Below are 14,504 nucleotides of genomic sequence, written 5' to 3'. Positions count from 1 at the left end.
TTCTATACTATGGAAAATTTATGAATGATTTGTGTCCTCTTTCTTAGACTATTCTTAATCTATCCTTAATCTAACATATCTTCCTGAATATCCAGCTCTTTGGCGAGCTGCTTTTTCGTAATCCGTTCCCCGCTGCGTTTTACATTTTTCTTACCCGAAATCTTTTTGATCTGCTTCTCTTTCGAAGAAAGATTTACTTTCGGAACCGCTTTGACATAATAGTAGTATTCATCATCTTCAAACTGTACTTTTTCCGTCCGGCTGTAATCCAGATTAAAACATAAAAATTCAATTAAAAATCCAATCCCGGTCGATAAGATCGAACCGAACACCAGCCACAGGATCCTTCCTGAAATCCCAAGCACCAGATAGCCGACACAGAGCACAATGAATTCCGTTAAAATTCCTGCTCCGATCGCTATACTCCAGGCATATTCCACGGCTCTTCGTCTGATATTGTAAACCACGATGACTGCAAGGCAGAATGCGAGAATGACCAGATACATCTCTTTATTTGCCAATACCTGATTGAGAGATACCACAAATTTATTATCTGCACTCTCACCACCCTGCACGCCTTTTAAGAGTGATGCATTATTGTGTATTCCATTTAAAAAATAATAGAGAATGGTTCCGAATATGACAGAGATCATCGAAGACGGTTCCCCAATGAGTCCATTCGCTACCGGTACCGCATATGGAATCCGACAGACAAACGTGATCGGCATCAGCACCACTTCATATCCGTTTTTCGGTGAAAACCGAAAATACAGAAAAAACATCAACAGGAATATCAAAAGTGCTGTCACTGCAACTTCCATCGAAAGTGCATAGAGATGCACAACCGTAAACACCGCTGCAAGCAACACGGTCATATTGACCGGAAGCATTGCACAGATCAGTGCCAGTGCCACTGCAATATAGACATGATGCAGTTTTTCCATATAGCCCACATAGTGATTTATCAGTAAAAACAGAAAAAGTGCCAGAATAAACTTTACGACTGCAAGGATCAGACGATTATGCTTTCCATAAATTTTCCGGATCTTTTCTCTAAGCTCAATCCATTTTGTCATAGCCATTCCTCCGGTGTCTTGGCAGTATCCTCCTGCCGGTACATCTCATTTACTCTTTTTAACGTATGGTAATACTCTCTGGACGCTTTCCGTCCTTTTTCATACCTTGCACTGTAAATGGAATAGGTTAAAACAAGATATATGCCGAGAAAAACGGCATATAAGACTACAGTCAGAATAAGAATACGAATGAAATTGACCGTGCTGATATCTCCGGCTCCATTACCCAACAGATAGACCGCCCCTAATATCACGATAATGGCATATGCCATCGTTCCGCAAAAGAAGCTTTTGATCATCTCCAATGCCAGATAATCTTTTCTGAAATACTGTGCCGGCTTCTTCTCGCCCATGCTTTTATTTTCATCATAAACCGCCAGCTTGATCATCTGACGTACTCTGTCTTCATGTATCATACTCTTCCTGCCGATATGTTGAATATCTTTGTTTGCCTGTGTGCTCATACACGCCGCAGTGCATCTCAAAAATCAGAGATTTTTTCGATGTACGGGCATTCGCCCTATCATCCAACAAAAATACAACTGACTTTGTGCAAGCACAAGTCTGTTATATTTTTGTTGGATGGCACTGCTCATTGCTTACGCCCATTATATCATACCTCTTTATGAATGAAAAGTTTTTTAGCACAAGCAAAGAACTGCCAAAAACTTCTGGCAGTTCTTCTGTTCTCTCTTGCTCTATGTTATCTGTCGAGGTAACGCATCTTATCTCTTTCGCTGGTCACTCTGCTGCTCTTTGGTTTCGGAGCTTCCTTTTTCTGGTATGCATTCTGGAATGTGTTTGCCATATCATTACGACATGAATCGCAAAATCTTCCTGTCTTGATTATCTTACCACATCGTTCACAGCCGATCCCATATGGTGAATCATCGGAAAAGTAAAGACGTTCCTCACGGACCCACTGTTCAATCTGTCTTGTTGACACTTCATTGTCTTTGGCTATTTCCGGAATTGTTGCATGTGGATTATCCTCTAAATAATCTTTTACCTGTGAGAATTTCTCTTCTAACTTTTGCATGCATGCCGGGCAAAGATGCGGCCCTTGCAGATAATTGAACAACCTTCCACAGCCCCTGCAATTTCTTACATCCATTCCAATTCCTCCTTCTGATATCCGTTTCCAATGGTAATTGAAAGAATATATATTTTTTCGACACCGGCTTCCTGTAAAACGGCTGCTGCCGCATCTACCGTACTTCCGGTTGTGTATATATCATCCACCACTAATACTCTTTTCCATTGTACACCATCTACACCTATTTTTAAAGCCTTTTTTAAGTTGTTTTTCCTTTCCCGGTCACTTAAAGTCTTTTGTGGCAGTGTATCCACAACGCGGATTAAGGTTTTACTGTCTACCGGAAGCCCGCACTGTTTTCCTAACTCTTTCGCATATATTTCCGCCTGATTGTAACCGCGTTTATAGCGTTTGTGTCTGTGGATTGGTATCGGTATGATCGCCTGGATATCCTTTCTTTTGATCCAGTCTCCATAGAGTCTTGCACTTTCTTTTGCATAAAACTCAGCATACTCTCTGCGTCCTCCGTCCTTAAAACGATAGATCGACTGTTTCATTTCCCCCTGATAGACCCATACACTTTTCCCCTGGGCATAGGAATGTCTGCCTTCCCTGCAGTCATAGCAGTACTCGCCACGTTCATCACCGATCGGCTTTCCGCATTTCTTACAGGAAGGTTCCTTTACATAATTCAGTTTTGGTCTGCATTGGGTACATACACCGGAATCCGGTGTATCCAGAACCCCGTCGCACAGAATACAGCGCCGGGGATATAGGATATCCAGAATTTTATTTAAAATTAAGATAATATCATTCTGTCATTTGCAAGTTCATCTCCGCTTACTTCTTCAAATTTTGCAAGCAAGTCGGCTACTTTGAGGTTTTTCTTTTCCTCTCCGCTGATGTCATAAATGACTTTTCCTTCATGCATCATGATCAGACGGTTGCCCAGTCGGATCGCGTCTTTCATGTTATGCGTGATCATTAAAGTGGTCAGATTGTCTTTTGCTACAATCTCCTCTGTCAGTTCTAATACTTTTTTTGCCGTCTTCGGGTCAAGGGCTGCTGTATGCTCATCTAAAAGTAACAGCTTCGGTTTTCTGAGGGATGCCATTAAAAGTGTGACTGCCTGACGCTGTCCGCCGGACAAAAGTCCTACTTTCGATGTCATACGATCTTCTAAGCCAAGTCCTAAAGAGCCAAGACGTTCTTTATATTCCTCTCTCTCTTTTGCGGTAATTCCCCAGCCAAGAAAACGTTGTTTTCCCCGGCGTGCCGCAAGTGCAAGATTTTCCTCAATATTCATATCGGCTGCCGTTCCATTCATCGGGTCCTGGAATACGCGGCCTAAATATTTTGCACGTTTGTGCTCCGGAAGTTTTGTTACATCGATATCATCGATCATGATGCTTCCGCTGTCTACCGGATAAACACCTGCGATCATGTTTAAAACAGTGGATTTTCCTGCACCGTTTCCTCCGATGACCGTCACAAAATCGCCTTCATTTAAAACCAGATTCACTCCGTTCAACGCTTTTTTCTCATTGATCGTTCCCGGATTAAAGGTTTTATGTACATCCTGTATCTTAAGCATTGCCATTTCCTCCCTTCTTGTCTGCCGGAGTAAAATATTTACTCTTCAAATAAGGAAGTGCAAGGAACAATGCTACGATCAGAGATGAGAACAGTTTTAAGTCGGTTGTCTCAAGTCCCAACTGAAGCACGATCGCAATTACTACGAAATAGATAATCGCACCGATCACTACGGCTATCATATGAAGCGCAAAGTTGTGAAAGATTTTTCCAAAAACAACTTCTCCGATGATAACGGCTGCAAGACCGATTACGATCGCTCCGCGTCCCATGTTGATATCAGCGGAACCCTGGTACTGTGCATATAATGCTCCCGCAAGACCTACTAATCCGTTTGAGATTACCAGTCCTAACACTTTTGTTGCATTTGTATTGATTCCCTGTGCTCTTGCCATGTTTGGATTACATCCGGTCGCACGCACACTTGCTCCGATCTCTGTTCCGAAGAACCAGTAAAGCAATGCAATGATCACGATACAGAATCCTGTGGTAAGCAGACAGGCATGTGGGATATAACGCAGGCTGACAAGCACATCATACTGCATAACGCTGATCGCCTGATTTGCCTTTCCCATAATCCTCATATTGATGGAGTAGAGTCCAAGCTGTGTCAGGATTCCCGCTAAGATCGGTGGGATTCCCAGTGCCGTATGAAACAGTCCCGTCACAAGTCCGGCTAACATACCTGCAAGAAACGCAAGAATCAATGCCACATAGGTATTTGCTCCATTTAACATACACATAACCGCAACGGCACCGCCTGTTGCCAGGCTGCCGTCTACGGTTAAATCTGCAAAATCTAAAACTTTATAAGTGATATATACACCAATTGCCAGAATTCCCCAGATCAATCCCTGGGCTACAGATCCCGGCAGGGCGCTCATCAATGATGCTACCATAAATTATTTATCCTCTTTTTCAATTGCTACCATATCGTCCGGAATCTCGATACCAAGCTCGGAAGCGATATCAGCATTGTATTTTAATGTTACGTCATCTGCATACTGGATCGGCATATCTGCAGGATTTTTACCGTTTACTAAAATGTCATATGCCATTAAACCTGCATTGTATCCGATGCTCTCATAAGAGATACTTAAGGTTGCAAGTCCGCCAACGGAGCACATATTTTCTTCCCCTGCGATTACCGGGACTTTTGCCGGAACGGTAACATTCTTTACAATCTCCATGTTCGATGCGATCGTGTTATCTGTCGGGATGTAAATTGCATCGTTCTCATCTGCCGCTTTTGTAACAACCTGCTGAATGTCGTTAGAATCTGCTGCAGTGTAAGTCTTTGCGGTAATGCCTGCTTTTTCTAAGTATTTCTGTGCCTGCTCTGCCTGATATACAGAGTTTGCTTCTGCGGAGCAGTAAAGGATTCCTACGTTCTTTGCGTCCGGAACCAGTTTCTGAAGCAGTTCTACCTGCTGATCGATCGGTGCAAGGTCAGATGTTCCTGTTACGTTTCCACCAGGAGCGTCATTGCTCTTTACGGTTCCTGTTGTCACATAATCTGTTACGGAAGTTCCAACGATCGGGATATCTGAAGTTGCTGTTGCAGATGAAATTACTGCCTGTGTTGCGTTTGCCATGATCAGATCCACATTGCTGTTTACAAATTTTGTGGCAATGGTTGCACAGTTGGTCTCTTCGCCCTGTGCATTCTGTACGTCAAACTCTACCTTATCACCAAGTTTTTCTTTTAACGCTTTCTGGAAACCTTCCGTTGCAGCGTCTAAAGCCTGATGCTCAACTAACTGGATAATACCGATGTGGTATACTTTGTCCCCATCCTCTTTTTTATCCGATGTCTTATCTGCTGTTTCTGTTTTCTTTTCTTCACTTGCTTTCTGTCCTGCTGTACAGCCTGTGAATGCTGCGACGGTCATGGACATTGCAAGTAACAATGCAATCACCTTTTTCATGTTCGTTTCCTCCAATGTATTTTTTTCACGTCAACGCGTCAAAGCACTAAACGAGTGTATTATACCATTTTTTCACGGATTTATCAAGACTCTCTTGCTATGCACCCTGCTCCCAGATTCTGTCAATCAGCCCGCTGTAGCGCACCTGCTCGGTTACATTGTGCTCCATCTGTTCAAAAACCGTCTCATCGCCCACTAAGGTCACGCACTTTCTCGCTCTTGTGACCGCGGTATAAAGCAGATTTCTGTTCATCAGCATTTTCGGTCCGTGCAAAAGCGGTATGACAACAGCCGGATATTCGCTTCCCTGCGATTTATGAATCGTGATGGCATAGGCAAGTTCCAGCTCATCCAGTCCCTTATATGCATATTCCACCATTTTCCCTTCTTCAAATTCCACGGTCACCGTCTGTGCAAAATCATTGATCTGACGCACGATTCCCATGTCTCCGTTAAACACACCCAGACCTTTGTCTATTGCCAGACCATACTTACTTCTTACTTCCCACTCCAACTGATAGTTATTTTTAATCTGCATGACTTTATCGCCTTCGCGGAAGATCCTGTCTCCCACCTCATGCTCTGCTTTTTTCGCATCCTTTGGATTCAGGTATTGCTGCAAAATGCGGTTTAAGCGTTCTACGCCCAGCAATCCTTTCCGCATTGGTGTCAGCACCTGGATATCGAATGGTTTTGCATCTACATATTTGGGCAGTTTTTGTTTGATCAGTTGTATCACTACGCTGATGATAACATCTGCATCATATCGTTTCAGGAAAAAGAAATCCCTGCTTTTATTATCCAGTATGACTTCTTTTCCTTCGTTGATCTTATGTGCGTTTACTACGATGTCGCTCTGGCTTGCCTGACGGAAAATTTTATTCAGACGCACGACCTGATATTTTCCGCTCTCTATGATGTCACGAAGTACGCTGCCCGGTCCGACACTCGGAAGCTGATTGGCATCTCCGACTAAGATCAGCCTTGTCCCCGGAACGATCGCCTTTAATAAAGAGTGCATCAGACTGATATCCACCATGGACATCTCATCCACGATCACTACGTCAGCCCCTAACGGGTTGGATTCGTTTCGCTCAAAGCCTGCCGTTTCTTCTACTCCGCCGTTTAATTCTAACATTCTGTGGATCGTCTTTGCTTCATATCCGCTGGTCTCACTCATCCGTTTTGCTGCCCTGCCTGTCGGTGCCGCTAAATAGATATCCATTCCTTCCAGTTCAAAGTATCGGATGATTGTATTGATCGTAGTGGTCTTTCCGGTTCCGGGTCCACCGGTCAATACAAACAGTCCATTTTGCACTGCCTCCTGCACTGCCTGTTTTTGCAGCTCATCCAGTTCCATACCGCTGCTGTCCTCGATCCGCCGAATCCGGTCCTCCATCTCCCGTACCGGAACATCATAACGAATGTCCAGTTCTGCTAACATTGCTGCTGTATTTGCTTCCATCAGATAATAGGATGATGCAAATACTTTTACGTTTCCATTCGTTTCTTTTAGGATGATTTTCCGCTCCATTGCCAAATCCATATAGTGTTTTTCTATATATTCCGGCTCTATTTCTAACAGTCTCGCTGTCCGTTTTGTCAGTTCTTCCTTTGGCAGATAGGTATGACCTTCTCCGGCTGCCTGTAGCAGTGCATACTGGATGCCGCTTCGGATTCTGAAATCCGAGTCCGTCCGAATTCCTACTCTCGCCGCAATCTCATCTGCAATTTTAAATCCCACTCCCTGAATGTCATCTGCGAGCCGATATGGATTTTCCTGTAATATAGAATATATTTCCGATCCATATTTATGGTAAATCTTTACTGCGAGGTTGATGGATATTCCGTATTTTTGCAAAAAGATCATTGCCTGTCGGAGTTCTCTTTTTTCTTCCACCTGACTTGAGATCTCCATCGCTTTTCTCTCGCTGATCCCCTTGATCTCTGCTAAACGTTCCGGTTCTTCCTCAATGATCCGAAAGGTATCCTCTTTAAATCTTCGTACGATTCTGGCTGCTAACGCCGCTCCGATTCCTTTAATCGCCCCGGAACCAAGATAACGCTCTATGGATTGTATGTCTTCGGGTGCCTGTTCCTCAAAGGATTCCACCTTCATCTGTACTCCATAGGTCGGATGATCCACATACTCTCCCCGCAATTTCAGGTACATTCCCTCACTGATTACGGAAAATGTACCCACACAGGTCATTTCATCTTCTTCGCCTGCAAAGTTCATAACCGTATATCCATTTTCTGCATTTCTGAACACGATGTGTTCTACATAACCTGTCAGTTCTTCCATGGTCTGCATTTTCCTCCGTACAGTTGTTACTATCGTATATATTGAATATCGTTTTCAAACAATAAACAAGGCTGTCCTAGGACAGCCTTACTCTTGTCTTTGCTATTCTTATAAGTTATAATTGCGCTTCATCTGTTCATACAGCGTCTGTGCAATTCCAAAATCTCCCTGATCTACGATCTTATCTGCATACTCCTGCATCATCTGGTCTTCAAAGTAGTCTTTTAATTGTCCCATTGACTGGTCTTTGTTGTCATCCTCAGGAATCATTTTTTTCATTTCCTTCATAACCTGCTCTACAAAATATGCTTCAAAATCTTTGCAGACATCCATCAGTTCTTCATCGGAAGCACTGGAAAGATCTCCGGAAATGGTATCATTCAAACGGCTTGCCGAAGCATTCTGAGCCGATGTTGCTGTCTGTTCATACAGATTGCTATAAGGATTGATGCTAATTCCACTCATACCGCTTCCTCCTTATTATCTTCTCAACTGATTTGCCTGTGAAAGCATATCATCAGATGCCTGTATTGCCTTAGAATTCAATTCATAGGCTCTCTGTGCAATGATCAGATTTACCATTTCATCTGCGACTTGAACATTGGACCCCTCTAAGTAGCCCTGACGCACATTTGATCTGTCCAGTCCGGCTGTCGTTGCCTCATTCATTGGATTACCGGAAGCATCTGTAACTCTCAATAAGGAATCCTGCAATTTTTCAAGTCCCCCTGGATTGTTAAACTGGAATAATCCAATACTCTGGTTCATATCCACCGGATTTCCCTGTGCATTTCTGTAATAGAACTGTCCCTGTGAAGTTACGGAAACTTTTTCCGCTGCCACGCCATCCGGTATACGGATCATATTTCCTCGGGAGTCTAAAACCGGATATCCGTCAGAGTTCGTCAGAATAACTCCGTCATTTCCGATGCTCCAGGTAAAATTACCGTTTCTTGTATAGTATGTATTACCATCTGCTCCACGAACTGCAAAGAAGCCTTCGCCGTCGATCGCAAATGCCGTATCACTTTCACTTGCTAACATTGCTCCCTGTGTAAACATGGAGGTATTAGATGCAACACGCGTACCTAAGCCTACCTGTGCCGGTATCGGTTTGTTCGCACCGTTTGCTGTCGTTGTTCTTGCCTGTAAATTTTGGTACAGCAGGGATTTGAATTCTGTCTTCTCTGTCTTATAGCCTGTTGTATTTACATTTGCAATATTATTGGATATTGTATCTACATTCGTCTGCTGTGCGATCATTCCAGATGCCGCACTCCATAAAGCTCTCATCATAATTCAAACACCTCTCTTATAGCTTGCCTACCTGATTTACTGCTTTGTCTAACATCGTATCTATGGTCTGGATAATTTTCTGATTTGCTTCATATGCTCTTGTGATCGTGATCATATCGACCATTTCCGAAACGACCTGCACATTGGAAGCCTCAATCACTCCCTGTTCTACCTGTGCTCCTGCTGCAACGATCTGTGCTCCGTCTACCGTCTGATAGAGATTTTCTCCAAACTTCTCTAAATAATTATAGTTCGCAAAATCTACTACTCCGACTCTTCCGACCACCGCACGGTTCTGCCAGATATTTCCCTGCTCGTCGATCGTAAACTTCTGGTTCGGATCGATACGGATATAGCCTGCTGCTCCCGGATCAGAATTCATCGCTGCATTCTGGTTCAGCACATAGTCTCCGTCCTTGGTTACCAGATAACCGTCCTTATTTACGGTAAAGGCTCCGTCTCTTGTATATTTTACAGAAGTCTCACCCTGTTTGTTCGTATAAGATATTGCAAAAAATCCATCGCCTGCCAGTGCTAAATCTGCCGGATTGTCCGTCACTTCAAAAGAACCCTGATCATAATTTGTATAGGTTTCTCCGATATGTACCCCCAGACTGATGTCACCGATCCTGCGCGGTATGTTATATGCTGAGGTGTCTTTGATTTTTATTGCATAAGTATCTGCAAATGTCTGTGCCGTACTGCCTTCTTTTTTATAGCCGTTCGTATCTGCATTTGCCAGATTGTTTGTCATGATGTCCATACGGTTCTGCTCGTTCAACATTCCCGTATAGGCTGTATAGAGTCCTTTTACCATGTATAAATTCTCCTTTCTGAATAAGGGGCAATGACACCGCTTTTTACGATGCCATTACTTATACACTTCCTGTGTTATCCAGCCATCCGTGACAGGTTTCACGCTTACATCTGTTTGTCGTCGTGATTTCCTGCTAAAAATTCTACATATTTTCCTGTTCCGATCGCCACACAGGTCATCGGCTCTTCTGCGGTCATCGTGTTAATGCCTGTACGGTCTTCAATCAGTTCTTCTAAACCTCTTAACAGAGCACCACCGCCTGTAAGGACGATTCCTCTGTCTGCTACGTCTGCTGCTAACTCCGGTGGAGTCTTTTCTAATACACTGTGAACTGCTTCTACAATCTGAAGTGTTGCTTCGCGGAGTGCTTCTTCGGTCTCCTCTGAGCTTACCTGTACTGTCTTTGGAAGACCTGTTACAAGGTTTCTTCCGCGTACATCCATTGTCTCCGGCTGTGCTAACGGGAAACAGGTTCCAATCTTGATCTTAATGTCCTCTGCGGTTCTTTCACCGATCAGAAGATTATGTTTTTTTCTCATATAACGGACGATCGCTTCGTCAAAATCATCTCCGGCGATCTTAATGGATGTGCTTACTACAGATCCGCCTAAAGAGATGACTGCAATATCAGAAGTTCCTCCTCCGATATCTACGATCATATTTCCGCAAGGTCTTGCAATGTCAATTCCTGCTCCGATGGCTGCTGCAATTGGTTCTTCTATAATAGAAACTTCTCTTGCTCCTGCCTGATAAGTTGCATCTTCTACTGCTTTCTTCTCTACCTCTGTTACACCACTTGGTACACAAACGGAGATGCGTGGTTTACGAAAACTCTTCTTACCCATGGCCTTCTGGATAAAATATTTGATCATTTTCTCCGTAACGGTATAATCGGAAATAACTCCCTGACGTAACGGACGTACTGCCACGATGTTGCCCGGTGTTCTACCAAGCATCAATCTTGCTTCTTCACCAATTGCTTTGATCTTGTTGGTATCGCGGTCAAATGCCACAACGGAAGGCTCTTTTAGCACGACACCCTTTCCTTTAATATATACTAAAATACTTGCTGTACCTAAATCAATTCCGATATCTGTTGAAACCATTCTGATGTTTCTCCTTTCTTCCTGTCCTACCTATATATTATCATTTATAAATTGGATTTATCGATTCTGTTCATCTATAGAAACGCCTATGATACACATTTTTCCATATTCATACTTATTATATACAATGACGTGATGTTTTTAAAGGTTTTTTTTTGTTTTTTCTCTGATTTAAGACTTTTTTAAAACATTTTAAAAGATTCATATTTTATTAACTTTATATTCATACTTTATTCACATATTCAAAGTACTATAATAACGTACTAGCTAAGGCTAATATAATTTTTCATAACTCATACTGCTCGGGTTCCTAGAACTCGGGCAGTACTCCCCGAAAGTTTGAGCTTCCAATCACTTGGAAGCTTTTTTATTTGTCTAATGACTTGTTGGTTTAACGGCTTGTTTGGCTGATACCTTAATAAAAGAATCGTGCAGTTTGGGATAGATCACCCTGATTGTGAGCTAGTCCGGGTCGCACGATTTCTTTCTAGGCTTTCTTATTTTAGATTTCTTATTTTTTCTTCAGGTATTTCTTTAAATATTGTCCGGTATAGGAACCTTTGACTTTTGCCACTTCTTCCGGCGTTCCTTTTGCAATGACCGTTCCACCGCCATCGCCGCCTTCCGGTCCCATATCGATGATATAATCCGCTGTCTTGATCACATCCAGATTATGTTCGATGACAACTACCGTATTGCCTCCGTCCGAAAGCCGCCGCAGGATTTCTATTAATTTATGCACATCCGCAAAATGCAGTCCGGTAGTCGGCTCATCTAAGATATAAATTGTCTTTCCCGTGCTCCGTTTACTCAACTCTGTAGCCAGTTTGATACGCTGTGCTTCACCGCCGGATAATGTGGTGGATGGCTGTCCTAATCGGATATAGGAAAGTCCTACATCATAAAGGGTCTGGATTTTTCTATGGATGGACGGTACGTTTTCAAAGAAGGTCAGTGCCTCCTCCACTGTCATATCCAGTACATCATAGATGCTCTTTCCTTTATATCTTACTTCTAAGGTCTCACGATTGTAACGCTTGCCACCACAAACCTCACATGGAACATAAACATCCGGCAAAAAGTGCATTTCGATCTTTAAGATTCCGTCTCCGGAACATGCCTCACATCTTCCGCCCTTTACATTGAAGCTGAAACGTCCTTTTTTATAACCTCTTGCCTTTGCATCCGGTGTTGCAGCAAAGAGGTCACGGATCATGTCAAAGACTCCCGTATAAGTCGCCGGATTAGAGCGTGGTGTCCTTCCGATCGGAGACTGGTCAATGTCGATCACCTTATCTAACTGCTCAAGCCCTTCGATCTTGTTATGTGCTCCCGGTATCGTTCTGGCACGGTTCAGTTTTTTGGCTAATGTCTTATACAAAATTTCATTGGTCAGTGAACTTTTTCCGGAACCCGATACTCCGGTCACACAGGTCATCACACCGAGTGGCACATCGACATCTATGTTTTTCAGGTTATTTTCTTTTGCCCCTTTGATCGTCAGATATCCGGTTGGTTTTCTGCGTTCCTCTGGCACCGGTATCTGTATTCTGCCACTCAGATAGGCTCCTGTAATGGATTTTTCATTCTGCATGATCTCTTCTGCCGTGCCGGCGGCAACCACTTCTCCACCGTGCTCACCCGCTCCCGGTCCGATATCCACAACATAATCTGCTGCAAGCATGGTGTCTTCATCGTGTTCTACTACGATAAGGGTGTTGCCTAAATCTTTGAGATTTTTTAAGGTATTTAAAAGTTTGTCATTATCTCTCTGGTGCAGTCCGATACTCGGCTCATCTAAGATATAAGCAACGCCTACCAGCCCGGAGCCGATCTGTGTTGCCAGTCGGATACGCTGTGCTTCGCCACCGGACAGACTTCCGGTTGCACGGGCAAGTGTCAGATAGTCCAGTCCAACATCCATGAGGAATCCCACTCTGGCACGGATTTCTTTTAAAATCTGTTCACCGATCAGCATCTGCTGTTTTGTCAACTCCATATGCTCCAGGAATCCCGACAAGTTCTTAATGGACATCGTTGTAATCTCATAGATATTTTTATCACAGACGGTCACTGCTAAAGATTCTTTTTTCAGTCTTTGACCTTTACATACCTTACACGGTGTAATTCGCATAAAGGACTCGTATTCCTGTTTGCTGGTTTCCGAACCTGTCTCACGGTAACGCCGCTCCACATTTTTGATCAATCCTTCAAAGGCAACGTCATAGACTCCTTCTCCTCTTTGACCCTTGTAATACACTTTGACGGATTTTCCATTTGTTCCATTTAAGAGCATATCACGGATGTCCTCCGGCAGATCCTGATATGGCGTATCTAAGTCAAACTGATATTCTTTGGACAATGCCTGTAAAATTGCATAGGTATAGCTGGACGGATCTGTGCAGGACTGCCAGCCCATGACCTGTATCGCTCCTTCGGAAATCGCCAGACTCTTATCCGGTATCATCAAATCCTCATCAAACTCCATTTTGTATCCAAGTCCGAAACATTCCGGGCAGGCTCCAAACGGATTGTTGAAGGAAAAACTTCTCGGTTCGATCTCATCAATGCTCACACCGCAGTCGGGACAGGAAAAACTCTGGGAAAAACGCATCGGTTCTCCTCCGATAATATCTACGATCATCAGTCCCTCTGCTAAGTCCATGACATTTTCTATGGAATCCGTCAGACGTTTTTCTATGCCTTCTTTGACGACCAGACGGTCTACGATGATCTCTATATTATGCTTGATGTTTTTATCCAATGGAATCTCTTCACTTAGTTCATAGACATTCCCATCCACCTGTACACGGACATATCCGCTTCGCTTTGCTTTTTCAAATAATTTCTGGTGCATTCCCTTACGACCGCGGACTACCGGTGCTAAAAGCTGTATTTTTGTCCGTTCCGGCAGCGACATGATCTGGTCTACCATTTGGTCTACAGTCTGTTTTTTGATTTCTTTTCCGCAGACCGGGCAATGCGGGATTCCAATCCTTGCATAGAGCAGACGCATATAATCGTAGATTTCCGTAACCGTTCCGACCGTAGAACGCGGATTCCGGTTTGTGGATTTCTGATCTATGGAAATTGCCGGAGAAAGTCCCTCTATTTTTTCTACATTTGGTTTTTCCATCTGTCCTAAAAACTGTCTGGCATAGGAGGACAGGGATTCCATATAACGCCGTTGTCCTTCTGCATAGATCGTATCAAATGCCAGTGAGGATTTTCCCGAACCGCTGAGTCCGGTCAGCACTACAAATTCATTTCTCGGTATGTCGATATCCAAATGTTTCAGATTATGCTCATTTGCTCCTCTGATCTTTATATATTTCCGTTCTTTCATG

At 43.4% G+C, this 14,504-nt stretch carries 13 protein-coding genes and 1 pseudogene; all 14 read right to left on the bottom strand.

Annotation, left to right across the window (positions count from 1 at the left end; translation table 11 throughout):
* Positions 1-65: 65 nt before the first annotated feature.
* The 14 genes and pseudogenes from WMO43_RS10830 to uvrA all read right to left on the bottom strand — a co-directional run bounded on the left by WMO43_RS10830 (position 66) and on the right by uvrA (position 14,503).
* Positions 66-1,076 carry a hypothetical protein gene (locus tag WMO43_RS10830; protein ID WP_353531175.1) on the bottom strand — a complete coding sequence of 337 codons (1,011 nt, stop codon included), beginning with the start codon at positions 1,074-1,076 and terminating at the stop codon, positions 66-68.
* The gene (locus WMO43_RS10825) at positions 1,073-1,492 is read right to left on the bottom strand and encodes a hypothetical protein (RefSeq protein WP_177963166.1); all 420 of its coding nucleotides are present in this window, start codon (positions 1,490-1,492) and stop codon (positions 1,073-1,075) included. Before WMO43_RS10825 ends, WMO43_RS10830 begins: the two co-directional genes overlap by 4 nt.
* Before the next feature lie 287 nt (positions 1,493-1,779).
* The gene (locus WMO43_RS10820; RefSeq protein ID WP_353531174.1) at positions 1,780-2,190 is read right to left on the bottom strand and encodes a flagellar protein; all 411 of its coding nucleotides are present in this window, start codon (positions 2,188-2,190) and stop codon (positions 1,780-1,782) included.
* On the bottom strand, positions 2,181-2,669 hold the full coding sequence (locus tag WMO43_RS10815; protein ID WP_353531173.1) for a ComF family protein: 489 nt from the start codon (positions 2,667-2,669) through the stop codon (positions 2,181-2,183). The genes WMO43_RS10820 and WMO43_RS10815 overlap by 10 nt, the downstream gene beginning before the upstream one ends.
* Before the next feature lie 66 nt (positions 2,670-2,735).
* Positions 2,736-2,891, bottom strand: a pseudogene (locus tag WMO43_RS10810) (double zinc ribbon domain-containing protein); the annotation flags it as partial.
* 20 nt (positions 2,892-2,911) lie between these two features.
* Complete coding sequence (locus WMO43_RS10805; protein ID WP_177963168.1) at positions 2,912-3,706, bottom strand: ABC transporter ATP-binding protein; 795 nt, start codon at positions 3,704-3,706, stop codon at positions 2,912-2,914.
* Positions 3,699-4,604 (bottom strand): ABC transporter permease, encoded by a 906-nt coding sequence (locus tag WMO43_RS10800; RefSeq protein ID WP_353531172.1) that lies wholly within the window; start codon positions 4,602-4,604, stop codon positions 3,699-3,701. The genes WMO43_RS10805 and WMO43_RS10800 overlap by 8 nt, the downstream gene beginning before the upstream one ends.
* Before the next feature lie 3 nt (positions 4,605-4,607).
* Positions 4,608-5,633, bottom strand: a complete 1,026-nt coding sequence (locus WMO43_RS10795) for an ABC transporter substrate-binding protein (RefSeq protein ID WP_353531171.1) — start codon at positions 5,631-5,633, stop codon at positions 4,608-4,610.
* A gap of 97 nt (positions 5,634-5,730) precedes the next feature.
* Entirely contained in the window at positions 5,731-7,938 is a 2,208-nt protein-coding gene (gene recD2, locus WMO43_RS10790) for an SF1B family DNA helicase RecD2 (protein ID WP_353531170.1), read from the bottom strand.
* Between the two features lie 108 nt (positions 7,939-8,046).
* Positions 8,047-8,403 (bottom strand): rod-binding protein, encoded by a 357-nt coding sequence (locus WMO43_RS10785; protein ID WP_177963172.1) that lies wholly within the window; start codon positions 8,401-8,403, stop codon positions 8,047-8,049.
* 15 nt (positions 8,404-8,418) lie between these two features.
* Complete coding sequence (locus WMO43_RS10780) at positions 8,419-9,234, bottom strand: flagellar hook-basal body protein (protein WP_353531168.1); 816 nt, start codon at positions 9,232-9,234, stop codon at positions 8,419-8,421.
* Between the two features lie 16 nt (positions 9,235-9,250).
* A complete protein-coding gene (locus tag WMO43_RS10775) occupies positions 9,251-10,051 on the bottom strand; it encodes a flagellar hook-basal body protein (RefSeq protein ID WP_177963174.1) in 801 nt (266 codons plus the stop codon).
* A gap of 104 nt (positions 10,052-10,155) precedes the next feature.
* A complete protein-coding gene (locus WMO43_RS10770; protein WP_177963175.1) occupies positions 10,156-11,157 on the bottom strand; it encodes a rod shape-determining protein in 1,002 nt (333 codons plus the stop codon).
* Positions 11,158-11,668: 511 nt separating this feature from the next.
* Positions 11,669-14,503 (bottom strand): excinuclease ABC subunit UvrA, encoded by a 2,835-nt coding sequence (gene uvrA, locus WMO43_RS10765; RefSeq protein ID WP_353531167.1) that lies wholly within the window; start codon positions 14,501-14,503, stop codon positions 11,669-11,671.
* Position 14,504 lies beyond the last annotated feature (1 nt).

Source organism: Maccoyibacter intestinihominis (genome assembly GCF_040096355.1).
Classification (GTDB): domain Bacteria; phylum Bacillota; class Clostridia; order Lachnospirales; family Lachnospiraceae; genus Maccoyibacter; species Maccoyibacter intestinihominis.
This window is presented reverse-complemented; position numbering and strand designations above follow the sequence as displayed.